Annotated in this window: 24 protein-coding genes; 11 read left to right on the top strand and 13 right to left on the bottom strand. The window is 74.8% G+C overall.

Annotated elements, in window-relative coordinates; translation table 11 throughout:
* Nucleotides 1-67 precede the first annotated feature (67 nt).
* From Q6347_RS05405 to Q6347_RS05390, 4 genes are read left to right on the top strand one after another with little or no spacing between them, the layout of a single operon-like run.
* Nucleotides 68-475, top strand: a complete 408-nt coding sequence (locus Q6347_RS05405; RefSeq protein ID WP_304602373.1) for a molybdopterin-binding protein — start codon at nt 68-70, stop codon at nt 473-475.
* Nucleotides 472-1278, top strand: a complete 807-nt coding sequence (gene modA, locus Q6347_RS05400) for a molybdate ABC transporter substrate-binding protein (RefSeq protein ID WP_304606850.1) — start codon at nt 472-474, stop codon at nt 1276-1278. The genes Q6347_RS05405 and modA overlap by 4 nt, the downstream gene beginning before the upstream one ends.
* Complete coding sequence (locus Q6347_RS05395; RefSeq protein WP_304606849.1) at nt 1275-2123, top strand: ABC transporter permease; 849 nt, start codon at nt 1275-1277, stop codon at nt 2121-2123. Before modA ends, Q6347_RS05395 begins: the two co-directional genes overlap by 4 nt.
* Nucleotides 2120-3172 (top strand): sulfate/molybdate ABC transporter ATP-binding protein, encoded by a 1053-nt coding sequence (locus tag Q6347_RS05390; protein WP_304606848.1) that lies wholly within the window; start codon nt 2120-2122, stop codon nt 3170-3172. The genes Q6347_RS05395 and Q6347_RS05390 overlap by 4 nt, the downstream gene beginning before the upstream one ends.
* Here Q6347_RS05390 and Q6347_RS05385 read toward each other — a convergent pair.
* The 5 genes from Q6347_RS05385 to Q6347_RS05365 are packed head-to-tail and all read right to left on the bottom strand — an operon-like array spanning nt 3160 to nt 7163.
* Nucleotides 3160-3525, bottom strand: coding sequence for a HepT-like ribonuclease domain-containing protein (locus tag Q6347_RS05385; RefSeq protein WP_304606847.1), 366 nt, complete (start codon nt 3523-3525; stop codon nt 3160-3162). The two genes, Q6347_RS05390 and Q6347_RS05385, sit on opposite strands and share 13 nt — an antisense overlap.
* Nucleotides 3522-4094: a nucleotidyltransferase domain-containing protein gene (locus Q6347_RS05380; RefSeq protein WP_304606846.1), complete on the bottom strand. Its 573-nt coding sequence runs from the start codon at nt 4092-4094 to the stop codon at nt 3522-3524. The genes Q6347_RS05385 and Q6347_RS05380 overlap by 4 nt, the downstream gene beginning before the upstream one ends.
* 39 nt (nt 4095-4133) lie before the next feature.
* Nucleotides 4134-5000 carry an ABC transporter permease gene (locus Q6347_RS05375; RefSeq protein WP_304606845.1) on the bottom strand — a complete coding sequence of 289 codons (867 nt, stop codon included), beginning with the start codon at nt 4998-5000 and terminating at the stop codon, nt 4134-4136.
* Complete coding sequence (locus tag Q6347_RS05370) at nt 4987-5946, bottom strand: ABC transporter ATP-binding protein (RefSeq protein ID WP_304606844.1); 960 nt, start codon at nt 5944-5946, stop codon at nt 4987-4989. Before Q6347_RS05370 ends, Q6347_RS05375 begins: the two co-directional genes overlap by 14 nt.
* Nucleotides 5943-7163, bottom strand: coding sequence for a hypothetical protein (locus tag Q6347_RS05365; RefSeq protein WP_304606843.1), 1221 nt, complete (start codon nt 7161-7163; stop codon nt 5943-5945). The genes Q6347_RS05370 and Q6347_RS05365 overlap by 4 nt, the downstream gene beginning before the upstream one ends.
* Nucleotides 7164-7253: 90 nt before the next feature.
* Between Q6347_RS05365 and Q6347_RS05360 the strand changes: the two genes are divergently transcribed.
* Nucleotides 7254-7910: a response regulator transcription factor gene (locus Q6347_RS05360; protein ID WP_304606885.1), complete on the top strand. Its 657-nt coding sequence runs from the start codon at nt 7254-7256 to the stop codon at nt 7908-7910.
* The gene (locus tag Q6347_RS05355; RefSeq protein WP_304606842.1) at nt 7907-9226 is read left to right on the top strand and encodes a HAMP domain-containing sensor histidine kinase; all 1320 of its coding nucleotides are present in this window, start codon (nt 7907-7909) and stop codon (nt 9224-9226) included. The genes Q6347_RS05360 and Q6347_RS05355 overlap by 4 nt, the downstream gene beginning before the upstream one ends.
* A 20-nt stretch (nt 9227-9246) precedes the next feature.
* Here Q6347_RS05355 and Q6347_RS05350 read toward each other — a convergent pair whose 3' ends face one another.
* The 7 genes from Q6347_RS05350 to Q6347_RS05320 form a co-directional block, all read right to left on the bottom strand.
* Nucleotides 9247-10344 (bottom strand): uroporphyrinogen-III synthase, encoded by a 1098-nt coding sequence (locus tag Q6347_RS05350; RefSeq protein WP_304606884.1) that lies wholly within the window; start codon nt 10342-10344, stop codon nt 9247-9249.
* A 31-nt stretch (nt 10345-10375) separates the two neighbouring features.
* A complete protein-coding gene (gene cobA, locus Q6347_RS05345; RefSeq protein ID WP_304606841.1) occupies nt 10376-11170 on the bottom strand; it encodes a uroporphyrinogen-III C-methyltransferase in 795 nt (264 codons plus the stop codon).
* Between the two features lies 1 nt (nt 11171).
* The gene (gene nirD / locus Q6347_RS05340) at nt 11172-11558 is read right to left on the bottom strand and encodes a nitrite reductase small subunit NirD (protein WP_304603066.1); all 387 of its coding nucleotides are present in this window, start codon (nt 11556-11558) and stop codon (nt 11172-11174) included.
* Nucleotides 11559-11605: 47 nt separating this feature from the next.
* Nucleotides 11606-14296 carry a nitrite reductase large subunit NirB gene (nirB, locus tag Q6347_RS05335; RefSeq protein ID WP_304602386.1) on the bottom strand — a complete coding sequence of 897 codons (2691 nt, stop codon included), beginning with the start codon at nt 14294-14296 and terminating at the stop codon, nt 11606-11608.
* A gap of 162 nt (nt 14297-14458) precedes the next feature.
* Complete coding sequence (locus tag Q6347_RS05330) at nt 14459-16117, bottom strand: FAD-dependent oxidoreductase (RefSeq protein ID WP_304606840.1); 1659 nt, start codon at nt 16115-16117, stop codon at nt 14459-14461.
* Nucleotides 16114-18345: a molybdopterin oxidoreductase family protein gene (locus Q6347_RS05325; protein ID WP_304606839.1), complete on the bottom strand. Its 2232-nt coding sequence runs from the start codon at nt 18343-18345 to the stop codon at nt 16114-16116. The genes Q6347_RS05330 and Q6347_RS05325 overlap by 4 nt, the downstream gene beginning before the upstream one ends.
* Nucleotides 18342-19727, bottom strand: a complete 1386-nt coding sequence (locus Q6347_RS05320) for an MFS transporter (RefSeq protein WP_304602389.1) — start codon at nt 19725-19727, stop codon at nt 18342-18344. The genes Q6347_RS05325 and Q6347_RS05320 overlap by 4 nt, the downstream gene beginning before the upstream one ends.
* Before the next feature lie 371 nt (nt 19728-20098).
* Here Q6347_RS05320 and Q6347_RS05315 point away from each other — a divergent pair, with 371 nt between their 5' ends.
* The 5 genes from Q6347_RS05315 to Q6347_RS05295 are packed head-to-tail and all read left to right on the top strand — an operon-like array spanning nt 20099 to nt 23692.
* A complete protein-coding gene (locus tag Q6347_RS05315; protein ID WP_304606838.1) occupies nt 20099-21475 on the top strand; it encodes a molybdopterin molybdotransferase MoeA in 1377 nt (458 codons plus the stop codon).
* Nucleotides 21472-22089 carry a molybdenum cofactor guanylyltransferase gene (locus Q6347_RS05310; RefSeq protein ID WP_304606837.1) on the top strand — a complete coding sequence of 206 codons (618 nt, stop codon included), beginning with the start codon at nt 21472-21474 and terminating at the stop codon, nt 22087-22089. Before Q6347_RS05315 ends, Q6347_RS05310 begins: the two co-directional genes overlap by 4 nt.
* Nucleotides 22086-22358, top strand: a complete 273-nt coding sequence (locus Q6347_RS05305) for a DUF6457 domain-containing protein (RefSeq protein WP_304602392.1) — start codon at nt 22086-22088, stop codon at nt 22356-22358. Before Q6347_RS05310 ends, Q6347_RS05305 begins: the two co-directional genes overlap by 4 nt.
* A 4-nt stretch (nt 22359-22362) precedes the next feature.
* Nucleotides 22363-23445, top strand: a complete 1083-nt coding sequence (gene moaA, locus Q6347_RS05300) for a GTP 3',8-cyclase MoaA (protein WP_304606836.1) — start codon at nt 22363-22365, stop codon at nt 23443-23445.
* A 4-nt stretch (nt 23446-23449) separates the two neighbouring features.
* Entirely contained in the window at nt 23450-23692 is a 243-nt protein-coding gene (locus tag Q6347_RS05295; protein ID WP_171245526.1) for a MoaD/ThiS family protein, read from the top strand.
* A 109-nt stretch (nt 23693-23801) separates the two neighbouring features.
* Here Q6347_RS05295 and Q6347_RS05290 read toward each other — a convergent pair whose 3' ends face one another.
* Complete coding sequence (locus tag Q6347_RS05290; protein WP_304602395.1) at nt 23802-24791, bottom strand: electron transfer flavoprotein subunit alpha/FixB family protein; 990 nt, start codon at nt 24789-24791, stop codon at nt 23802-23804.
* Nucleotides 24792-24797 lie beyond the last annotated feature (6 nt).

The following is a 24797-nucleotide window of genomic DNA, read 5'->3' as shown; positions in this document are numbered from 1 at the left end:
AGGAACGACGTTCAGCCGCAGCCCGACCGAGGCCACGGCACGCAATCGCGCCGCGTATCCTCGAGGAATGCCGCAGATGAGGATCAGCGAAGCCGCCGTCTACCTCGGCGTCAGCGACGACACCGTCCGCCGCTGGGTCGACCGCGGGCTGCTCACCGCCGACCGCGACGACTCCGGCCGCAAGGTCGTCGACGGCTACGAGGTGGCCGTGGTCGCCCGCGAGCACGCCACCCCGCCCGGGCTGCCACACGGCATGAAGAGCTCGGCCCGCAACCGGTTCGTCGGGCTGGTCACCGACCTGACGGTCGACACCGTCATGGCGCAGGTCGAGCTGCAGTGCGGCCCGTTCCGCGTCGTCTCCCTGATGAGCAGCGAGGCCGTCCGCGACCTCGGGCTGGAACGCGGCTCGGTCGCGGTGGCCACCATCAAGTCGACGAACGTCGTCATCGAGACCCCCCACCGGGGCCACGCATGACGACGGCACTCCCCCGCCGCACGACGCGCGCCACCGCAACGCTGGCCGTCGCCGCGAGCGCCACCGTCGCGCTCACGGCCTGCAGCACCGGCACGGCGGCCACCTCGGACGGTGAAGCGGACACCACGCTGACCGTCTTCGCCGCCGCGTCCCTGACCGCGGCGTTCGACGAGATCGCCATGGACTTCGAGGCCGACCATCCCGGCGTCGAGGTCCGACTCAGCCTCGCCGGGTCGTCCAACCTGGTCGCGCAGGTCCAGCAGGGCGCCCCCGCCGACGTCGTCGCCACCGCCGACACCGCGACCATGAACACGCTCGTCGCGGACGAGCTCGTCGGCACCCCCCAGGCTTTCGCCACCAACACGCTCGAGATCGCCGTCCCGGCCGGCAACCCGGCCGGCATCGCCGACCTCCAGGACCTGACGGACCCGACCGTGAACCTCGTGGTCTGTGCCCCGGAGGTGCCGTGCGGCGCCGCCACGACCGCCGTCGTCGACCACGCCGGCCTCACGCTGCAGCCGGTCAGCGAGGAGCAGAGCGTCACCGACGTGCTGGGCAAGGTGAGCGCGGGCGAGGCCGATGCCGGGCTCGTCTACGTCACCGACGTCGCCCGGGCCGGTGACCAGGTCGAGGGCATCGCGTTCGACGAGTCCGACGCCGCGGTGAACACCTACCCGATCGCCACGGTCGACCGGACCGGGCAGAACCCCGACCAGGCCGACCTCGCCCAGCAGTTCGTCGACGCCGTCCTCTCCCCCGACAGCCAGGCCGTGCTCGCCCACCTCGGGTTCACCGCACCATGACCGCCCCGGCCACCGCCGAGCGCGCCGCAACCGCCCGCGCGCGACACGACCCGGCCGAGGTCCCCGCCGGGCTCCCCCGCTGGGCCTACCTGCCCGCCGTCGTCGGCGGCCTGTTCATCGTGCTGCCCCTGGTCGCGATGGGCACCCGCGTCGACGGGTCGAACTACGGGGCCCTGGTCACCAGCGAGTCGGCCCGCGCCGCCCTGGTGCTCAGCCTGCAGACGGCGACGGCGAGCACGCTGCTGTGCCTGGTGCTCGGCATCCCGATGGCACTCGTGCTGGCGCGTGGCCGGTTCCCCGGCCAGCGCCTGCTGCGCTCCCTCGTCCTCGTCCCCCTGGTGCTCCCGCCCGTGGTCGGCGGCGTCGCGCTGCTGTCCACCTTCGGCCGCCGCGGCCTGCTCGGGGAGTCGATGGAGGTGCTCGGCCTGCAGATCGCGTTCTCGACGACGGCGGTGGTGCTCGCCCAGAGCTTCGTCGCCCTGCCGTTCCTCGTCGTCAGCCTGGAGGGAGCCCTGCGCACGGCCGGCGGGCGGTACGACGTCGTGGCGGCGTCGCTCGGCGCGAGCCCGACGACGGTGCTGCGGCGCGTCACCCTGCCGCTGGTGTGGCCGGGCCTGGTCTCCGGGACGGTGCTGGCGTTCGCGCGGGCGCTCGGCGAGTTCGGCGCCACCATCACCTTCGCGGGCAGCCTGCAGGGCGTCACGCGCACGCTCCCGCTGGAGGTCTACCTGCAGCGAGAGACCGACCCGGACGCAGCCGTCGCGCTGTCCTTGCTGCTGGTGGCCGTCGCCGTCGTCGTCATCGCCGCCACGCACCGCCGGGGCGCTGGAGGTGTCGTGCGATGACGTTCACCCTGTCCGCCACCGTCCCCTCCCGCGGGCTCGACGTCCGCCTCGACGTCGCCGAGGGCCGCACGCTCGCGCTGCTCGGACCCAACGGGGCCGGCAAGTCCACGGCCCTCGGTCTCGCCGCCGGGACGCTGCGCCCGCACGACGGCGAGATCACCCTGGACGGCCGGGCGCTCGCCGGCGCGCGGGACGGACGCCGCACCGCGTGGGTGCCCCCGCACCGCCGTCGGGTCGCGCTGCTCGCCCAGGACCCGATGCTGTTCCCGCACCTCAGCGTGCGCGAGAACATCGCGTTCGGCCCCCGGGCCCAGGGCGCGACCCGCCGCGAGGCCGTCGCACGGGCCGACCGGTGGCTGGCAGAGATCGGCCTCACGGAGCTCACCGACCGCCGCCCGGCGGCGCTGTCCGGCGGGCAGGCGCAACGCGTCGCGATCGCCCGGTCGTTGGCCGCCGCGCCCCGGCTGCTGCTCCTCGACGAGCCGATGGCGGCCCTCGACGTCGACGTCACCCCCGCGCTGCGCCAGACGCTCCAGCACCTGCTCGCCGGGCAGACGACGATCCTGGCGACCCATGACGTCCTGGACGCGCTGCTGCTCGCGGACGAGGTCGCCGTCGTCGACGGCGGGCGCGTCGTCGAACGCGGCCCGACGGCGGAGGTGCTGTCCCGCCCGCGCAGCGCCTTCGCCGCGTCGATCGCCGGCCTCAACCTGCTGTCGGGGACCTGGACGTCCGACGGCGTCGCCACCGTGGGCGGCGAGGTGGTGCACGGTCACGGCGCCCCCGACGTCGCCGTCGGCACCCCGATGACGGCGGTGTGCCGGCCGGCCGCCGTCGCCGTCTACCTCGACGCCCCGCACGGGTCCCCGCGCAACACCTTCCGCGCCACCGTGCGGTCCCTCGCACCTCACGGCGACCTCGTCCGCGTGCGCACCGACCGGCTCGCCGCCGACGTCACCCCCGGGTCGGTGGCCGAGCTCGGGCTGGTTCCCGGCCGGGAGGTCTGGCTGGCGGTCAAGGCCGCCGAGGTCGACGTCTACCCCGTGTGAGGGTCTGTCCACGTCCGGCGAAGCCCGCGGGCAGTCTCTTCCACCGCGGTCAGGTCGACGGTCACCGCAGTGCGTAGGAGCTCGACATCCAGCACCGCGTACTCGTGGACCAGGAGGTTGCGCATCCCCACCATCCTGCGCCAGGTGTCCCCGAAGGCCTCGGCCACTTCTCCTGCACCGACCGTCTCGGCGGCGATCAGGGCGTCGATGGTCGCCACGAGCTGCATCGCCACCGCGTCCTGGAGCAGCGGATCATCCAGGTCGAGGCCACGGTGCAGGTGCTCCCGCAGCTGTCCGACGTGCTGCAGTGCCCGGTCGACATGCCACTCCGGGCTCCGGCGCGCCGCACTCACAGCTCGACGGCCTCTCGCGAGATCGTCTCGGCCACCTCGGGTCGCACCGCTCGGGAGTTGATGATGTCGACCGGAACTCCCAGAAGGTCCTCGGCATCAGCCGCGAAGGCACCGAGGTCAGCGAACGAGCGCCCCCGCGGGACGTCGACCAGCAGATCGACGTCCGAGTCCGGACGATCTTCGTTGCGCGCCACCGACCCGACGAGGCGGAGCCGCAGTAGACCGTGCGTCGCGGCGAGCTCACGCAGCCGTGACCGATGTCGCGCCACGACCCAAGCGAGCGGGGACGAGGGCCTGAACCTGCCGGTCGCCGTCGCGCCGAGCATCATCTGGAGGCCAGGCACATAGGGCGAGGACTCGTCGAACGAGACCAGCATCCGCCGCCCGGCCCGACGCCCCGTGAGCACACCGGCTGCCATCAGTGATCGGACCTCGCGGGATACCGAGGACACGGGCTCCCCCAGCCGACGGGCGATGTCGGACGACGTCAGCGCGCTCGACGACCGGAAGATCTCGCGCAGCACCTGCTCCTGGAGGCCGGAGCGGAACAGCGGTGCGGTCGTCGTCACGGCCCCAGTATATTGCTCATCTGGTGAGCAATACCAGCGTCAGGACGACACGTCCGCCGTCGTGAACCGGCTCCAGGCGAGCGCCCCGAAGATCGCGACCCACGCCCCCTGCACGGCCAGGCCCGCCAGCAGCGTCGAGGCGTCCACCTCCAGGCGGAGGAACTCCCCGAAGTCGAGCCAGTGGTGCGTCAGCAGCCCGGGGTGGATCGCGGAGAGCTGCGGCAGGGCGTCCAGCACACCGCTGACGATCGCCACGACCACCGTCGAGGCCATCGCGGCCACCGGCACCTCGGTGAGCGTCGACAGGAACAGGCCCACGGCGACCAGACCGGTCAGCGACGCGATGACGTAGCCGACCACGCCCAGGGTGCGCAGCATCCCCTCGGCCAGCGGGATCGTGTCCCCCGAGAGCAGCACGACGTCCCCCACCCCGAAGTAGGCCGCCCCCGCCGCCAGGCCCACGACGGCGATCGCCACGACCGCCGCTCCCGCGAACGTCAGGGCGGCGACCGCCTTGGCCAGCAGCAGCCGGGTGCGTGGGACGGGCACCACCAGCAGGTAGCGCAGGGTGCCGGTGGACGCCTCCCCCGCGACCGCGTCGCCGGAGACGATCGCCACGCACAGCGGCAGCAGGAACGGCAGGCAGCTCACCAGCGCGGCGAACACGAGGAACACCCCGTTGCCGGTCACGCGGTCCAGGAACGGCGGCCCCTGGCCGGCCACCGGCGTGCTCTGCGTGACGAACAGGACGGTCCCGATGAGCAGCGGGACGGCCGCCAGGCCCGCCAGGAGCACGAGGTTGCGCACCCGGCCGAACACGAGGCGCAGCTCGCTGCGCAGCAGGCGGGCGGTCGCGCGGGCCGGTGCCGCCGGGGCCACGGGGGCGGGCGCGTCAACGATCGACATCGAAGCCCTCCCCCGTCAGCCGGACGAACACGTCCTCCAGGGTGGGCCGGCGGACCTCCAGACCGAGCAGGTCGATGCCGTCGCCGACCACCGCCTGGGCGACCTTCTCCACGGCCGTGCCGCCCAGCGGCGCGGCGACCACCTCGCCGTCGACGCGCACGTCCTCCAGCCCGAGCCCGGTCAGGACGCGGGCCACGTGAGCGCGCTGGTCCGGGCGGGTCATCACCCGGACCTCGGTGGTCCCCGTCTCGGCGATCTCGGCGCGCGTGCCCTGCGCGAGCAGCTCGCCGCGGCTCATGATCCCGACGTGCGAGCACACCTGCTCGATCTCGCTGAGCAGGTGGGAGGAGACGAGCACGGTGGCCCCGCCGTCGGCGAGCTCGCGCACCAGCGCCCGCACCTCACGCGTGCCCTGCGGGTCCAGGCCGTTGGTGGGCTCGTCGAGCAGCAGCAGGTCCCGCGGCCGCAGCAACGCCGCCGCGAGCCCGAGCCGCTGCTTCATCCCCAGCGAGTACTGGCGGTACTTCTTGGCCGCGGCCGCCGTCAGCCCGACCCGCTCCAGCGCGGCGTCGATCCGGCCCGGGCGGGACCGCGGCGATGCGGTGGCGTCCACGGCGTCCAGCCGCTCGAGGTTCGCCCGCGCCGACAGGTACGGGTGGAACGCCGGACCCTCGACGAGGGCGCCGACGCGCGGCAGCACCACCGGACCCCCGCCGGGCATCGCCGAACCCAGCAGCTCCACCGACCCGGCCGTGGGTGACACGAGCCCGAGCAGCATGCGGATCGTCGTCGTCTTGCCCGACCCGTTGGGGCCGAGGAACCCGTAGACGGCACCCCGCGGGACGACCAGGTCGATGTGGTCGACGGCGACCTGCCCCGAGCGGAACCGCTTCGTCAGGCCACGGGTGCGCACCGCGGGTTCCGCGGCGGGCCCGCCTGCCGTCATCCGGCGAGCTCCTCGAGCGTCGCCGGCGGCACCGCCCCGGCCAGGACCCGGCCGTCGTCCGTCACCAGCACGGACAGCAGCGCCGAGGTCAGCAGCCGCCCGCCGTCGACGGGCGTGGTGAGCTGGTCGTAGAGGGCCTGTGTGTCGAGCTCCGGGATGCCCGGCAGCTCGCCCTCCTCGGCGTCCGTGAACTCCTCGAGCAGGTCGTCGGCGCCGCTGGACCCGGTGCTGCCCTCGGGCAGCCGGCCCTCGGCCGTCGCGCCGAGGATCTCCTCGACGTCCACGTCGGAGACCTCGACCACGGTCTCCCAGCCGGTGCCCGAGACCGCGAACCCGGCGTCCTCGCCCAGCGCCTCGCTGCCGGGCTTCTCCATCGTGCCCGGCTCGGGCAGCGGGACCTCGACCTCGCGCACCTCCGCACCGGCCGGCGGCGAGAAGTCGAACACGCTGGGGTCAGGGGCGTCGAACGACACGTCGGTGAAGCCCACCTCGAGCGCCGGGTCCTCGGTGTCCTGGACGCTCCAGACCTGGGTGCGCAGCACCACGGAGGTCTCGGCGTCGACGGCGACACGGATCCGGTCGACCAGGGTGCCGTCGGTCTGCGGGCGCAGCTCCACCTGGTAGGCGGAGCGCCCGGCGACCTCGACGGGGTCGGTCGTGGTGATGTCGGTGTAGATCCGTGCCTGGGCCAGGGCCAGGTCGGCCGCCTCGGACGGCGTCGGGACGTCGCCCTCCACGCTCGGCTCGGCCGCCTCGTCCGCGAGCGCCTCGTACCGCTCGAGGTCCGCGGGGTCGACGACGTAGTGGACCGCCTCGTCGTCGGCGCTGGAGTACGTCCACGCCTCCGGCCCGGAGCGGACCACCGAGTACTCCGAGACGTCGCCGAGCAGCGCGGCCCGCGAGGAGTCCTCGCCGTCGGACCAGACCCGCATCGTGGTGCTGCCCCCGAGCAGGTCGAGCGGGCCGGCACCCTGCAGCTCGGAGACGGTGACGTCCGGCAGCCCGAGGCGGGCCGTGTAGACCACGGTGCCGGAGACCGGGACCTTCTCGGCGGCGGCGACGCGGTCCACCAGCTCGTCGGCGGTGACCGCGGGCAGGTCGTCGCTGGCCACGGCACCGACCGTGGCGGGGACGAGGAAGGCGGCGGCGACGGCGCCGGCGGCGACCGCCGGGACCGCCCACCGCACCCGGGGCGAGAGGCTGCGCGTGGTGTCCATGGGACCACTGTGGCCGAGGGTGCCTGAGACCAGGCTGAGAACGACCGGCCTGGGCACGCGGACGGTTCCCGTCGGTGCCATGCTGCGGTGGTGCGCATCCTGGTGGTGGAGGACGAGGCGGTGCTCGCGCGGGCCCTGCGTCGTGGCCTGCAGGCGGAGGGGTTCGCCGTCGACGTCGCGACCGACGGCGACACCGGGCTGCAGCTCGCCCTCGAGGACGACCACGACGCGGTCGTCCTGGACCTCATGCTCCCCGGACGGTCCGGCCTGGAGATCCTGCGGGAGATGCGGCGCGCGGAGATCTGGACGCCGGTGCTCGTGCTCAGCGCGAAGGACTCCGACGACGACGTGACCCGCGGCCTGGACGTCGGCGCCGACGACTACCTGGCGAAACCTTTCGCGTTCAGCGTGCTGCTCGCCCGCCTGCGCGCGCTGCTGCGCCGCGGGGCACCGCCACGCCCGGCCGTGCTGCAGGTCGGGAACCTGACCCTCGACCCGGCCACCCGGGAGGTGCGACAGGGCGACGTGCCCGTCGAGCTCACGACGCGGGAGACGGCGCTGCTCGAGCACCTCATGCGCCGGCCCGGGGAGGTGCTGACGAAGGTCGAGCTGCGCGACCACGTGTGGGACGCCGCGGGTGACGACCTCAACGTCGTCGAGGTCTACGTCGGCTACCTGCGCCGCAAGCTCGGCCGGGCGGCGGTCGAGACCGTGCGCGGCGCCGGGTACCGGGTCGTGGGACGGTGAGTCGCCGGGCCGGGGCCCCGGGCTCGTCGCTGCGTCTGCGGCTCACGCTGGTCGCCGCCGGCCTGACGGGCGCCGCCCTGGTCCTCGGCGCGCTGGCGCTGACGACCGTGGTGTCCCAGAGCCGCATCGCCGCGACCGACGCCGTGCTCGTCGGCACGGCCGACCAGGTCGCCGAGCTCGTCGCCGAGGACCGGCTGCCCCGGGTGCTGGCCGCCGACGAGCCCGGCGAGATCGTGCAGCTCGTCGACGCGTCCGGTCGCGTCGTCGCGTCGTCGCCGAACGCGAGCCGGACGCTCCCCCTGCTGGCCCCCTCCGTCCTGGACACGACGTCCGACGGGGCGCAGACCCGCCAGGACTCGGCCTACGGGTCGGGTCCGGTGCGCGTGCTGGTGGACACGCTGCCCACGGGAGAACGGGTCGTCGCCACGCTCCCGCTGGCCACCGTCGAGGGCGTGCTCGGGGCGCTGCGCCTCTCCCTGGGCCTCGTCGTCCCGCTGCTGACCCTGGCGCTGGGCCTGGTCACGTGGGTGCTGCTCGGGCGGGCGCTGCGACCGGTGGAGGAGCTGCGCGCCGCCGCGGACCGCGTCAGCGGTGTCGGTGGTCCGGGCACGCTGCCGGTGCCGCAGGCCCAGGAGCTCGCCGCGCTGGCCCGGACCCTCAACGCGATGCTCGACCGGCTGGAGACGTCGGCGCAGCGGCAGATCGACTTCGTGGCCGACGCCGCCCACGAGCTGCGGTCCCCGATCGCCGCGCTGCGTACCAGCATCGAGGTGGCCGGCGAGCACCCCGAGGCGTACGAGCGCACCGAGCTGATGGCCGACCTCCAGCACGAGGTGGTCCGTCTGCAGAACCTGGCGGACGACCTGCTCGTCCTCGCCCGGGTCGGCGCGTCCCCGCTGGAGGTGCAGGACGTCGACCTGCGCGAGGTCGTCCGTGAGGCCGCCGGGGACGTCGACCTGCGCGGCGAGGGCCGGGCGGTGGTCGACCCCTCGGCGGTCGTGCGGGTGGTGCGCAACCTGGTGGACAACGCCCGGCGGTTCGCCGACGGGCGGGTCCGGGTCGAGGTGAGCGACGGGGTCGTGACGGTCGACGACGACGGTCCCGGCATCCCGGCGGCGGACCGCGAACGCGTCTTCGACCGGTTCACCCGGCTCGGGTCCGGGCGGGGGCGCGACGCGGGCGGGGCGGGCCTGGGACTGGCCATCGCCCGCGAGATCGCCCGCGAGCACGGCGGCGAGGTCACGCTGGACGACGGCGCCCTGGGCGGGTTGCGTGCCACGGTCACCCTGCCGACGAGCGCGGACCAGGACACCTGAGCGGCGGTGGCCGGCGGTGGTCAGCGGTGCGCCAGCTCGAGGCGGTAGCCGCGTTTGACGACCGTCTTGACCAGGTCCTTGCGCCCGGTGGCCTCGCGCAGCCGGGCGATCGCGACCTCCACGGCGTGCCCGTCGCGGGACACGCCCGGCAGGACGTCGAGCACCTGGTCCCGCGTGACGACGTCCCCGCCGGCGGCGGCCAGCAGGCGCAGGACCTCGACCCCCGTCGGCGACAGCGGCAGCACCTGCCCGTCCAGCACGGCGACGCGGGCCCGGATCACCAGCGGGCCGGCGACGGTGCCCAGCGCGACGGAGTCGATGTGCTCGTAGTGCCCGACCAGCGTCCGCACCAGCGCCCCGAGCCGGCCACGCTCGGGCTCCAGCGGCGCCACGCCGCGGGCGGCCAGCGGCCGGGACGTCACCGGGCCGACGGAGGCGGCGACCATCTCGCCGCTCGCGCACCGCGCGACGACCTCGTCGAGGACGCCCGCGTGCTCCACGGCCTCCATCCAGGCCTCGGCCCCCGGGGCGGAGGTGAACACCACGGCGTCGATCTCACCCTCGGCGGCGGCCCGGACCGACGCCGTCACGGCCTCCGGGTCGGGCGCCGGGCCCCAGCGGTACACGACCAGCGGGGACACCCGCGCACCGGCCGTGGCGAACACCTCGTCCAGCCCGTCGGCCCCGGCACCGTGGTGCTGGATCGCGATGTGCAGCCCCTGCACGCCCTCGCTGAGCAGCACCTCGGCGACCTCGGCCGACGTCTCGGACTCCGCCACCCAGTCGGTGGCCAGCCCGGCGGCCTGGACGGCGCCGCGCGCCTTGGGGCCCCGGGCGACGATGCGGGCCTCGCCGAGGACGCGCAGCAGGTCGTCGGCGAGCCCGTGGGCGTCCGCCGCCTCGATCCAGGCCCGGAAACCCACCCCGGTGGTGGCCACGACGACGTCCGGCGGGTCGTCCACGAGGGTCCCCGTCGCGGCGATCAGGGCGTCGTCGTCCACGTGCGGGACCATGCTCAGCGCCGGCGCGTGCCGGATGGTCGCGCCCCGGCGCTCCAGGGCGGCGGCGAGCTCACCGGAGCGCCGGTCGGCCGTGACGAGCACGGTGCAGCCGGCCATGACCTGTCCGAGGGCAGGTCGCGCCGCGGTCTCAGCCACGCGTGCTCCCCACGACGGGGTCCCCGGGCTCGGCACTCGTCGCCCCTTCCAGCAGTCCCGGTGCCGCGACGGCACCGATCACGATCACGGCGGGCGCCCGGACCCCGGCCTCGTCGGCCCGCTTGGCCGCCAGGTCGAGGACCGTCCGGGTGACCCGCTGGTCGGGTGTCGAGCCCCGCTCGACCACCGCCACGGGCGTCTCCGGACCCGCCCCGGCGTCGAGCAACCTGGTCACGATCGCCGGCAGGGAGGACACTCCCATGAGGATGACCAGCGTAGCCGTCCCGTCCGTGACGCAAGACACCGCGGTGTCGTCCAGCTGCTGCTCCCCGACGCGGGTGTGCGCCGTGACCACGTGGAACGCCGTCGTCGTCCCCCGGTGGGTCAGCGGGATCCCGGCCAGCGCCGGGACCGCGAGCGCCGCGGACACCCCGGGCACGACCTCGACGGCGACCCCGGCCCGTCGGCAGGCCGCGTACTCCTCTCCCCCGCGGCCGAAGACGAACGGGTCGCCGCCCTTGAGCCGCACCACCCGCCGCCCCCGGAGCGCCCGGTCGACCAGCAGCGCGTCGATCTCGGGCTGCGGGACCTTGTGCTTCCCGGGGGCCTTGCCGACGTCGATCACCTCGACGTCGTCCCCCAGGTCCTCGAGGACCTCGAGCGGCACGAGGCGGTCGTGCAGGACGACGTCGGCCCGCGCGATCGCCCGCCAGGCCCGGTAGGTCAGCAGGTCGGCGGCGCCGGGGCCGGCGCCGACGAGGGAGACGTGCCCGGGCTGCGCGGCCATCTCAGGTCACCCGCACGTGCACGACGCCGTCGCGCACCTCGGCGGGAAAGGACTCCAGGTGCACGCCGAGACCGGCCTGCGGGCTCTTGCCGCCGGATTCGAGGCACTCGCCCGTGCGCAGCGCGAAGACCTGCTTGTAGACCGGTGAGGCCACGGTGGGCTCGCCGCCGCGGGTGCCCACGATGCCGCGGGACATGACGTTCGCGCCGGAGTACGGGTCGAGCTGCTGGACGGCGTGCACGGCGTCGTCGAGCAGCCGGAACACGGCGACCTGCACGGGCGAGCCGTCGGCGCGCTCCAGCAGAGCGGCCGCGCCTCGCTCGGGCACCAGGTCGGTGAGCCCGCACACGGCCGTCCAGGTCGGCGCGGCGGTGTCGGTCGCGGTCATGGTGGCCTCCGGGTCGGTCGGTCGGTCGGTGGACAGCTCGGTCGGGGTCATGCGCGGACCTCCAACGTGGGACCGGTCACCAGGACCGGGCCGGAGAGCTCGGGGTCGACGGGGCCGGCGGGGCCGGCGGCGATCTCCTCGGGGGTGGCCGGGCGCTTCTGGCCGCGCTCGGCGACGTAGGCCAGGTCCGGGTCCGGGGTGGTCGGCGCGTTGACGAACGAGCCGAACCGGGCCAGCTTGTCCGGGTCCTCCAGGACGGCCCTCCACTCGTCCTCGTAGGCGCCGACGTGGGCGGCCATCGCCGCGTCGAGGTCGGCGGCGATGCCGAGGGAGTCCTCCAGGACGACCTCGCGGATCGCCTCCAGGCCACCCTCGTACTCCTCGACCCACGGCGCGGTGCGCTGCAGGCGGTCGGCGGTGCGGACGTAGAGCATGAGGAACCGGTCGATGGTGCGCAGCAGCGTCGCGGAGTCCAGGTCCTCGGCCAGGAGCTGGGCGTGCTTGGGCGTCTGGCCGCCGTTGCCCGCCACGTAGAGGTTCCAGCCCTTGTCGGTGGCGATGACGCCGACGTCCTTGCCGCGGGCCTCGGCGCACTCGCGGGCGCAGCCCGAGACACCGAGCTTGAGCTTGTGCGGGCTGCGCAGGCCGCGGTACCGCAGCTCGAGCTCGACGGCCATGCCGACCGAGTCCTGCACGCCGTAGCGGCACCAGGTCGACCCGACGCAGGACTTCACCGTGCGCAGCGACTTGCCGTAGGCGTGACCGGACTCGAACCCGGCCTCGACCAGCACCTTCCAGATCTCCGGGAGCTGCTCGACGCGGGCGCCGAACATGTCGATGCGCTGCCCGCCGGTGATCTTCGTGTAGAGCCCGAAGTCCTTCGCGACCTGCCCGATGACGATGAGGCCCTCGGGGGTGATCTCGCCGCCCGGCACCCGCGGGACGACGGAGTAGGTGCCGTCCTTCTGCATGTTGGCGAGCATGTGGTCGTTGGTGTCCTGCAGGGCGGACTGCTCGCCGGCCAGGATGTGCCCGTTGCCCTGGCTGGCCAGGATCGAGGCGACGACGGGCTTGCAGATGTCGCAGCCGCGCCCCGGGCTGCTCGCGCCCTGGGGGACGGTGCCGAAGCGCTCGATGATGTCGCTGAAGGAGTGCAGGTCGGCCACCCGGACGGCGTCGAAGAGCTGGGCGCGCGTCATCGCGAAGTGCTCGCACAGCGCGGTCGAGACCTCGATGCCGGCGCGCTCCATCTCGGTCTCGGTGATCTTCTTGACCAGCGGCAGGCAGGCGCCGCAGGTGGTGCCGGCCTGGGTGCAGCTCTTGACGTCCCCGACGGAGGAGCAGTCGTGCTCGGTCACCGCCCGGCGGATCGTGCCGGCCGAGACGTTGTTGCACGAGCAGACGTTGGCGTCGTCGGGCAGCTCGATGTCCGGTGCGGCGCCCGCGCCCTCGGGCAGCAGGAACGCCGCCGGGTCCCCCGGGAGCTCGGCACCGAGCATCGGGCGCAGCGAGGCGTACGGCGTGGCGTCACCGACGAACACGCCGCCGAGCAGGGTCGTGGCGTCGTCCGAGAGCACGAGCTTCTTGTAGACGCCGGCGGTCGGGTCGGCCCAGACCACCTCGACGCAGTCCTCGGTGCGACCGTGGGCGTCACCGAAGGAGGCGACGTCGACGCCGGAGAGCTTGAGCTTGGTGGCGGTGTCCGCGCCGGGGAACTCGGCCTCGCCGCCCAGCAGCCGATCGACCACGACCTCCGCCATGGTGTTGCCCGGAGCCACGAGCCCGAGGCAGCGTCCCTCGATGCAGGCGACCTCGCCGATCGCCCAGACGTGCGGGTCCTCGGTGCGGCAGGTCAGGTCGACGACGGCGCCGCCGCGCTCGCCGACCGGCAGGCCTGCGGCGCGGGCCAGCTCGTCACGGGGGCGCACGCCGGTGGCCACGACGACGACGTCGACGTCGAGGCGGCCGCCGTCGCCGAAGTCCAGCCGTCCGACGTGCCCGGTGCGGCGGTGCGGCGCCATCTTCTTCGTGGCGGTCTCCGGACGGACCGCGATGCCCTTGTCGTTGATGAGGCGCTGGAGCGCCTGGCCGCCGCCGAGGTCGCACTGCACGCCCATGAGGTGGGTGCCGAACTCGATGACGGTGGCCTGCGCGCCGAGCGCCTTGAGCGCGCCGGCGGCCTCGAGCCCGAGCAGGCCGCCGCCGATGACCGCGCCGCGCACCGGCTTCTCGACGACGCCGCCGCGGGTCTCGACCCGACCTGCCTCGCGCTTGGCCTCGACCCAGCCGCGCAGGGCGGCCACGTCGTCGATCGTGCGGTAGACGAAGACGCCGGGCAGGTCGTTGCCGGGGATCGGCGGCATCGCCGCGTTCGACCCGGTCGCCAGCACCAGCTCGTCATAGGGATGCACCCGCCCGAGCCGGTCGGTGACGGTCCGGTGCTCGCGGTCGATCGACTCGACGAGGCAGTCGCGGTGCAGCTCGACGAGCGGGTCGTCCCACAGCGCCGGGTCGCCCAGGGTGAGCTCCTCGGGGTCACGGACCTCGAAGTAGCGGGTCAGGCCGACCCGGTCGTACGGCTTGCGCGGCTCGTCGGCGAAGACGCTGACGCGCCACGCGCCGTCGGTGTCGCGCGAGCGCAGCGCCTCGACGAAACGCTGCGCGACGGGGCCGCCGCCGACGACGACCACGTGCCGGCGCCCGTCGGTCTGCTGGGAGGTGGTGGGCTCGCTGCTCATGTCGTCGACGGTAGGCAGCCACCGTGACCGCGCCGTCAGGGAGGGGTTACCTGATGCGAACATCTTGCTCACGCCGGCGGGCGGCACGGTGAGAGAAGCGGACGGACGTCCGGGGCGCCCGACGGCGAGGGGTCCGTCGGGCGCCCCGGAGCTCGGGGCGGCTCAGACCGTGGCGAGTCCGGCCGGTGCGGGGTCCGCGTCGGGTTCGACGTCGGCGCCGCGGGTGGCGGCCAGCCAGTCGGCGAGCCCGCACACGGCCTCGGTGCAGCTGCCGCACCCCGTGGTCGCCCGGGTGGCGGCCGCGATGTCGTCCGTGCTGCGGGCCCCGTCGTCCCAGCAGGCGGTGATGTCGTGCTTGCTCACCCCGTTGCACCGGCACACGATCGCGTCGTCGGGCATGTGCTCGGGCGACGTGGCCGGCTCCGCGCTCGGCATCACGGGGGTGAGCAGGAGGAACGCCGGGTCCACCGGGACCGGCGTGCGCCGCGTGTAGGCGGCGGTGAGGTCGGCCGCCACCCGGGCGTCGCCCACGCAGGTGGCCCCGACGAGCAGTCCGCCGGCGACCACGGCCTCGACGAACCGGCCGCCGGCCGGGTCCGCCAGCCGCACGGCCCGCTCCCCCGGACGCGGCTGTCGACCCGTGCCCGCCGCCCCCATGGACACCACGCTCAACGGACCGGCTTTGACCTTGACGACGTCGGTGCCGCGGGTGTCGATGCCGTCTTCCGTCGGGGCGCGGGTCGCGAGCAGCGTGCCGAGACGCACCGCCATCGAGGGCCGCTCCCCCTCGTGCGGGAAGCGCAGGTGCTCGCGGGGCCGGTCCGCCGCCCGCCGGGAAGCGTCCTCGCGGGCCGTGACCAGGGAGGACAGGTGGTCGGCGAGGCGACGTGCGTGGTCCCAGCCCTCGGCGACCAGACCGCGCGAGCCCTGCGGCGGCTGGGCGCAGTCGCCGATCGCGAAGACCCTCCGGTCGGCCGGGCTCGCCAGGTCGTGCCCGACGACGATCCCGCGGTCCGTCGGCAGACCCGCGTCCGCGGCGATCCCGGTCTCCGGGACCGTGCCGGTGGTCAGCACCACGAGCCCGGCGGCGAGCACCTCGCCGTCGCCGTCGGCGCCCGTGTCGATCCGCACCCCGACGGCCCGGCCGCCGGCCACGAGCACCTCGCTGGGCCGCACCCCGGACCGGACCGTCACACCGTGGGCCTCCAGCCCCGCGGCCAGCACCGCGCCGGCGTCCGTGTCGAGCTGGCGGTGCATCGGCGCCTCCCCGGTGTCCACCAGGGTCACCGCCAGCCCGCGAGCGGCCAGCCCGTAGGCGGACTCCACCCCGAGCACGCCCCCGCCGACCACGACGGCGCGCGTGGTGTGGAGGCTGCCCGCCACGATGTCGCGGGCGTCGTCGAGAGTGCGCAGCGCGTGCACACCGCCGGGCAGGTACGGGTCGCCGTCGGCCGAGCGCAGACCCGGCAGCGGCAGGACGCGGGCCCGGGAGCCGGTGGCCAGCACCAGGTGGTCGTAGGGATGCACCGCACCGGCGTCGTCGGTGACCGTGCGCCGGATCCGGTCGATCGACACCGCCGTGACCTCCCGCAGGGTGGTCACGTGCTCGCCGCCGACCTGCGGCATCGAGATCGCGGCCACGTCGGTGCGCCCCGCCACGACGTCGCTGAGCAGCACCCGGTTGTACGGCTCGTACGGCTCCGCGCCGAGCACCGTGATGTCGAAGGCGCCCGTGCTGCGGCGCACCAGCTCGTCGACCAGCCGGGAGCCGACCATGCCGTTCCCGACGACGACGATCTTCGTCGGTACGTGGAGCGTCATACCGGCACCTCCTGGGTGTCGTGGTCGTCCTGCGCGGACGCGGTGGCGGGCCCGGCAGGGGTCACCGCCACCGCGCACACCTTGAACTCGGGCATGGAGCTGATCGGGTCGACGGCGTCGCTGGTGATCCGGTTGACGCCGCCGAGGCCGCCCCAGTGGAACGGCATGAACACGACCTCCGGACGCACCGCGTCGGTCCAGCGGGCGACCGCCTCGACCACGCCGCGGGCCGAGGTCAGCCGGACCCGGTCGCCGTCGGCCACCCCGACGCGCAGGCCGAGCTGCGGGTGCAGCTCGACGTACGGCTCGGGGACCAGCCGGTCCAGGTCGGGCACCCGGCGCGTCTGGGCGCCGGACTGGTAGTGCTGCAGGACGCGGCCCGTGACCAGGTAGGTCGGGGCGTCGCCGCGCACGTCGTCGGCCGGTCCGCCGTGGTCGACCGGGACCATGCGTGCCCGCCCGTCCGGAGTACCGAAGGAGTCCAGGAACATCCGCGGGGTGCCCGGGTGCTCGGCCCCGTCCGCCGGGGCCGGGCAGGGCCAGTACAGCCCCGCGCCGCCGCTGTTCTCGTGGGCGTCCAGCCGGGCGTGCGACAGCCCGGAGTAGTCCGCCGGTCCTCCGGCGGAGGCGCGCGCGAGCTCGTCGAAGACCTCGGCCGGGTCCGTGCCGAAGTGGACCTCCGAGCCGAGGCGCCGCGCCAGCTCGGCCAGCAGCCACAGCTCCGAACGCGCCTCGCCCGGCGCGTCCACGGCCTGCCGCCGCCGGATGACGCGCCCCTCCAGGGACGTCATCGTGCCCTCCTCCTCGGCCCACTGCGTCACCGGGAGGACGACGTCGGCGATCCGGGCGGTCTCGGAGGGGACGAAGTCGCACACCACCAGCAGGTCCAGGGCCTCCAGGCGCTCGCGGACGCGGTCGGCGTTCGGCGCCGAGACGAGCACGTTCGAGCCGTGCACGAACAGCGCCTGCGGCCCGCCGGGGGTGGCCAGCGAGCTGAGCAGCGCCACGGCGGGCTTGCCCGGCCCGGGGATCGTCGCGGGGTCCACGCCCCACACGGAGGCGACGTGCTCACGCGCGACCGGGTCGTCGATCTTGCGGTATCCGGGCAGCTGGTCCGACTTCTGCCCGTGCTCACGCCCGCCCTGGCCGTTGCCCTGCCCCGTCAGGCAGCCGTAGCCGGAGCCCTCGCGGCCGATCAGGCCGAGCGCGAGCGACAGGTTGATCGCCGCGGTCACCGTCGCGGTGCCCTGGGTGGACTGCTCCACCCCGCGGCCGGTGAGGACGTAGGCACCGCGCCCACCGCGTGCCGGGGAGGCGGCCGCGAGCCGCCGCGCCAGTCCACGCAGCTCCTCGGCGGGGACGCCGCAGACGGTCTCGGCACGCTCCGGCCACCAGGCGGCCACGGACCGCACGACGTCGTCGTACCCGCTGGTCCGCTCGGCGAGGTAGGCGCTGTCGACGAGCTGCTCGGCGACGACGACGTGCAGCAGGGCCAGCAGCACCACCAGGTCGGTACCGGGGACCGGCTGGACGTGCGCTCCCTGGCCGTCCTCGGCGAGCCGGGCGGTGGCCGACCGGCGCGGGTCGACGACGACGAGACCGCCGGCCCCGCGGGCACCGGCCAGGTGCTGGACGAACGGGGGCATCGTCTCGGCGGGGTTGGAGCCGAGCAGCAGGATCGCCTCGGCACCGCCCAGGTCGGTGAGGGGGAACGGCAGGCCCCGGTCCACGCCGAACGCCCGGTTGCCGGCGGCCGCCGCGGACGACATGCAGAACCGCCCGTTGTAGTCGATGTTCGGCGTGCGCAGCACCGTGCGCGCGAACTTGCCGAGCGCGTACGCCTTCTCGTTGGTGAGCCCGCCGCCCCCGAAGATCGCCACGCCCTCGGGGCCGTGCTCGGCCTGGATAGCGCGGACCCGGGCGGTGACGAGCTCGAGCGCCTCGTCCCAGGTGGACGGGGCGAGCTCCCCGTCGGCGCCCCGGACCAGCGGGGTCGTGATGCGGTCCGCGACGTCCAGCACCGCGGCGCTGGTCCAGCCCTTCTGGCACAGCCGTCCCGCGTTGGTGGGGAAGTCGCGCGGGTTCACGGCCACGGGCAGGGGCGCACGCCCGCCGGGGGCCGGCGTCGACGACGCCGTTCCCTCGACGGGCGTGAGCTCCATGCCGCACTGCAGGGCGCAGTAGGGGCAGTGCGTCGCCGCGGACGCTGTCGGAGCGGCGCTGCTCATACCCGAGCAGCCCCCATCGTGCTGCCGCGGCGGCCGTAGACGGTCCAGGTGACCAGCGCCATCACCACGTAGACCCCGATGATCGCCCACAGGGCCGGGACGAGGGAGCCGGTCGCCGTCGTCGACATCGCGAAGCCGCGGGGGATGAGGAACCCGCCGAAGGCGCCGACCGCGCCGGCGATGCCGATGCAGCCCGCTGCGGCCTTCGCCGTCCCGGCCCCGCCGCCCGCGACGTCGGCGATCCGGAACGTGGCCGGGATCATCCGGTAGACCGAGCCGTTGCCGACGCCGGTGGCGACGAACAGCAGCATGAACGACCCGAAGAAGAGCCCGAAGGAGCCGGAGCCGAGCGCCTGGATGGCACCGAAGGCGCCGACCATCATCACCACGAAGCTGGCCACCGTGATGACCGCACCGCCGGTGCGGTCGGCGATCCAGCCGCCGAGCGGGCGGGTGACGGAGCCGACGAGGGCACCCATGAAGGCCAGCGAGAGCGTGACCTCGGGGAACTCCCGGGCCAGCAGGGTGGGGAAGGCACCGGCGAAGCCGACGAAGCTGCCGAAGGTGCCGATGTAGATGAAGGAGATCAGCCAGGTGTGCTTCTCCCGCGCCGCGACGCCGAAGGAGCGGGGGTCGGCCTTGGCGGTGGACAGGTTGTCCATGAACCGCCACGCGAGCAGCACCGCCAGCAGGATGAACGGGATGAAGACCCAGCCGGCCCGCGGCAGGGAGACGCCGGCCGCGGTGACGATCACCAGCGGGACGACGAACTGCACGGCCGCGGTGCCGATGTTGCCGCCGGCCGCGTTCCAGCCGAGCGCCGCACCCTTCTCCTTCTCGGGGAAGAAGAACGAGATGTTCGCCATCGACGAGGCGAAGTTGCCGCCGCCGAAGCCCGCGAGCGCCGCGACGGCCAGCAGGAGCCCGAAGGACGTCTCGGGTCGCTGCACCACCCACACCAGGGACAGGGTCGGGATCAGCAGCAGCGCCGCGGAGATCATGGTCCAGTTGCGTCCGCCGAAGACGGGGACGGCCAGGGTGTACGGGATGCGGAGCGTCGCGCCGACGAGCGCCGGCAGACCGACGAGCCAGAACATCTGGTCGGCGGTGAGGGCGAAGCCTGCCGCGGGAAGCTGCGGGACCACGATCGACCAGATCGCCCAGACGCAGAACCCGAGGAACTCCGCGAAGACCGAGATCCACAGGTTGCGCCGCGCGATGGCGCGCCCTCCGTCGCGCCAGAAGACGGGGTCCTCGGGGTCCCAGTGGTCGATCCACCGCCCGGAGCGGTGGACCGGGCGGGCCGGGGCCTCGCCGGTGTCGATCCCCGGGCCGGCGGTCGCCGGCTCGGACTCGGTGGTGCCACTCGTCGGTGCAACCATCGACGTTCTCCCATCCGTGGTCGTACCCGGCGGCGCCGGGCGTGAGGGTCACGGTCCCCGGCGGGTGCCGGGGTCCGGACCGGCTCGACGTCGGGCCGGTGGGACGACCGTAGGAAGCGGGTGTTTCACGTCACGGTCTCGGGCCGTGAACTTCCCATGAGCCAAAACTCTCAGGGGTTCCCGGGGTGCTGTGAGAAGTCCGCCCACCATGCGGACAGCGGTGCCGCGGTCCCGCGCCGACCGGATCGGCGCTCCCGCAGGTGGCGGGCGTCGGGATGGCCGCCGGAGCACCGAGCGTCTCACAGCGGCCCCGATCGTGCTGTGAGATCGGTGCTGCACCCGCGACACACGGCGTCCCTACAGTGACGGACATGACCACCGGACGCCCGCGCACGATCGCCGAGCACACCCGCGCGGCGCTCGCGCGCGTGCAGCCGCTGCCGGTGACTCCCGTGCGCCTGGACGACCCGACGGTCGTGGGCCTCGTCCTCGCCGACGACGTCGCGGCGGCGGCCCCGGTCCCGGCGTTCGACCACGCGGCCATGGACGGGTACACCGTCCGGCTCGACGACCTGCCGGCCGACGGGTCGGCCGTCACCCTGCCGGTGCTCGCCGACCGCCGGCCCGGCCGACCCTCCCCCACTCCCACCCCCACCGACGTTGTGGGCATGAAATCTGCAACTCCGGACCCACCCGGAGTTGCAGATTTCCCGCCCACAACGGCCGACGGCGGAGCAGCCGACGGCGGAGCGGTCCGGATCATGACCGGAGCACCCGTGCCCGACGGGTTCGACGCCGTCGTGCCGGTCGAGCGGACCTCCACCGGACACTTCGTGGCCGGGGGGCCGACGACGGAGCGCACCGTCACCCTCTCCCGACAGGCCCGCGACCACGTACGTCGCGCGGGCACGGACCTGCGCCGAGGCGACCCGATCGCCCGCGCCGGGGACGTCGTCGGCCCGGGTCTGGTCGCCACCGCGGCCGCCGCCGGGCTCGTCGAGCTACCGGTGCGCCGCCGTCCCCGGGTCGCCGTGCTGTCCACGGGCTCCGAGCTCGCCCCGCTCGGGACCACCGAGACCGGCACGATCGCCGACTCCAACTCCCTCATGCTCGCCGCGCTCGTGCGCGCCGCCGGCGCCGACGTCGTACGCATCGGCGCGGTCCCCGACGACGCGGACGCCCTGCGCGCCGCCCTGGACCACGTTGTGGGCATGAAAAACGCGGGTCCGGACCGGCCCGAGGCTGCAGATTTCATGCCCACAACGGGAGTGGTGGACCTGATCGTCACGTCCGGCGGGGTGTCGGCAGGGGCCAGCGACGTCGTGCGCGAGCTCCTCGACTCCCCTGATGTCGCGGACGTCGACGTCGCCACCGTCGCCGTGCGCCCCGGCAAACCGCAGGCCCTGGCCACCTGGCGCGGCACACCGTGGATCGCCGTGCCCGGCAACCCGGTCAGCGCCTTCGTCTCGACCGTGCTCTACGCGCTGCCCGCGGTCCGGCGCCTGGCCGGACTCGACGTCCCGCCCGCGGCCACCGCCCGCGCCGCCGTCGGGTGGCCCAGCCCGTCCGGCACGGAGCAGGTGGTCCCCGTCGTGACCGGACCCGACGGCGTCGCCCCGGCCGGGCCGGACGTGCACCGGCTGTCCGCCCTGACCGCCGCGGACGCGCTGGTGGTCGTCCCCGCCGACGTCGAGCACGTCGCCCCGGGCGACCGGCTCCCCCTGGTCCCGATCCCGGGGGCGCGATGAGGTACGACGCCGTGGTGCTCGCCGGCGGCCGCGCCTCCCGGCTGGACGGTGCCGCCAAGCCCGGGGTCGTGGTGCGGGGACGACCCCTGTTCGACCACGTCCTGGCGGCGACCACGGCCGCCGAGCGCACCGCCGTCGTCGGGCCGGAGGCCCTGCGCCATGCCACCGACCGCACGGACGTCGTCGTGACCCGGGAGGACCCGCCCTTCGGCGGTCCGGTGGCGGGTCTGGCGGCGGGTCTCGCCGCGCTGGACCGGCCGGACGCCCCTGCCTGGGTCCTCGTGCTCGCCGTCGACGTCCCCGGCGCGCCGGACGCCGTCGGTCCGCTCGTCGCGGCGGCCTCCGCCTCCGCCGCCGCCGACGTCGACGGCGTGCACCTGCACCGTGGCGGTCGGGCGCAGTGGCTGACCGGGCTGTACCGGCGCGCGGCCCTGACCCGCACCCTGGCGGGGACGGACCCGCACGGCGCCCCCGTCCGCCGGCTGGTCGCCGACCTCCGGCTGCTCGCGCTGCCCGACGAGACAGGGGTGAGCGACGACGTGGATACCTGGGACGATGTACGCAGGCTCTCCGGGCGCCCGGCGGGGAGCGGCAGCGAGGAGGAGACGCCATGACCGACGAGATCCCCGCCGTGCTCGCGGGCTGGGTGACCGCCGTCGAGCAGGAGCTCGGTCTGCCCGCGGACAGCATCGACGTCGGCGAGGTGCTCGACCTCGCCCGCGACGCCGCCCACCACGTGGCGCGGCCCGCCGCGCCGGTGACGACCTATCTCGTCGGGTACGCCCGGGGGCTCGCCGCCGCGGCCGGCCGGGCCACCCCCGACGACGACACCGCCGAACGCGCCGCCCGCCTGGCCCTGGGCTGGCGGCCCGAGGGGACGTGAGGCCATGACGCTCGTCGACCTGGGCATCCCCCGCCTGCCGACGTCCTGGCGGGACACCTCCCTGCCCGGCGACCGGCCGAGGACCCCGCAGCTCGTGGACTCCTTCGGCCGGGTCGCCACGGACCTGCGGGTCTCGCTCACCGACCGGTGCAACCTGCGCTGCACCTACTGCATGCCCGCCGAGGGGCTGCCGGCCCTGGCGCGGGAGAAGGTGATGACGCGCGCGGAGATCGCCCGGCTGGTCGGCATCGCCGTGCGCGACCTCGGGGTCCGGCAGGTGCGGTTCACCGGCGGCGAGCCGCTGCTGCGCCGAGACCTCACCGAGATCGTGGCCGACGTCGCGGCGCTCGACCCCCGTCCGGAGATCAGCCTGACCACGAACGCCGTCGGCCTCGACTCCCGCGCCGAGGCGCTGCGCGACGCCGGGCTGGACCGCGTCAACGTCTCCCTGGACACGCTCGACCCCGACACCTTCGCCCGCCTGGCCCGGCGCCCGTTCCTGGAGCGCACCCTGGCCGGGATCGAGGCGGCAGCGCGGGTGTTCGACCTGGTCAAGATCAACGCCGTGCTGGTGCGCGGAGTGAACCTGGACCACGCCGCCGACCTGCTGTCCTGGTGCCTGGAGCGCGGTTTCGAGCTGCGGTTCATCGAGCAGATGCCGTTGGACGCCGACCACGCGTGGGACCGCACCGCGATGGTGACCGCGGCCGAGGTGCGCGAGCTGCTCGGGGAGCGGTTCACCCTGGCACCGGACGCCGAGCCCCGCGACGGAGCCCCGGCGGAACGGTTCGTCGTGCGGTCCCGCGACACCGGCGAGCGGCTCGGCCGGGTCGGCATCATCGCCTCGGTGACCGAGCCGTTCTGCGGCGACTGCCGCCGCACCCGGCTCACCGCCGAGGGCGGGATCCGCGACTGCCTGTTCGCGCACACCGAGACCGACCTGCTCGGGCCGTTGCGCGAGGGCGCGCCGGACGACGTCGTCGCGGACCTGTGGCGCACGGCCATGTGGGGCAAGCGGGCCGGTCACGGCATGGACGACGCGTCGTTCGTGCAGCCGGAGCGGACGATGAGCGCGATCGGAGGCTGAGGACGTGCTGGAGCTGCGCTACTTCGCGGCGGCCCGGGCCGCGCTGGGACTCTCGGGCGAGTCCCTCACGATGCCCGACGGGGCCACCGTCGGCGACGTCGTCGGGCGCCTCGGCGCCCGCACGCCCGGGGCCACGCCGGTGCTGGCCCGCTGCTCGGTGCTGGTCGACGGCCGCCGGGCGGCACCGGACGACGTCGTGCCCGACGGCGCGACGGTCGACCTGCTGCCGCCCTTCGCCGGCGGCTGAGCCCGGGGCGCCGGGCGCTCCGCGCCCGGACAGCGCTGTGGGCATGAATTCTGCGGTCGCGGATCGCTCCGCGGCCGCAGAATTCATGCCCACAGCGGGAGAGAGGGGGCTACCGGGCGGCCTTGTGCTCCCGGATGACCTCGGCGGCCTGGGTCAGCACGTCGGACAGCTCCCCGACGACGGCGAAGTCGCAGATCTCGAAGATCGGCGCCTCGGGGTCGTTGTTGACCGCGACGATGACCTGCGAGGCCTGCATGCCGCCGCGGTGGTGCGGCGCGCCGGAGATCCCCGCACCGACGTAGAGGCGCGGGGCGACGGTGACGCCCGTCTGGCCGATGTACCGGTCGTACCAGCCCTCGAACACGGCGTCGCGGGTCGCGCCCACGGCCGCGCCGACGGCGTCGGCGAACTCGTGCACGGGCCCGAAGTCGCCGTCGGTGCCCCGCCCGCCGGCGACGACGATCGCCGCCTCCTCGAGCGTGGGACGGTCCGTGTCCCGCACGGTCTCGGTGCGGGAGGTGACCGTCGGCAGGTTTCCGGCGACGTTGACGACGAACCCCTCGACCTCGGTGGCCACGGCGGTCTCCGCCGGCTGCGGGACGACGGCGTTGGCCCGGACGGTCAGCGCGGCGACGTCGGTCGTGACGCGGCTCGCCGTGTCCCAGGACCCGGCGAAGACCCGCTTGGTGCCGACGATGTGCCCCTGGTCGTCCTCGGAGACACCCGCGGCGTCGATGATGACGCCGGCCCCGAGCTCGCGCCCGGCCAGGGCCACCGCCTCCTTCGCGCCGAACGTCGCCGGCGCGAGCACGACGTCGGCGTCGGTCAGGCGCACGGCGGCCGCCAGCACGGCGGCGACGACGGCGGACAGGTGACGGGAGTCGCCCCGCAGGTCGGCGGGCAGCTCGGCCTGGTGGACGGTCTCGACCCCGTACGCGCCGAGCTGGGCGAGCGCCTCGACGCTCGGCGCCTCCAGGGTCACGGCCTCGACGCGGCCCAGGGTGCGGCCGATGGTGAGCAGCTCCAGGACGCTCGAGCGGACCTCGCCGGCCGGGTCGAGCAGGACCAGAACGGTGCGGTTGTGCGTGGGTTCAGCCATGTCGTC

The organism is Isoptericola sp. b408, from assembly GCF_030588085.1.
Taxonomy (GTDB): domain Bacteria; phylum Actinomycetota; class Actinomycetes; order Actinomycetales; family Cellulomonadaceae; genus Isoptericola; species Isoptericola sediminis.
Note: the sequence above shows the minus strand (reverse complement) of the source record. Positions and strands in the feature narration are given on the sequence as shown.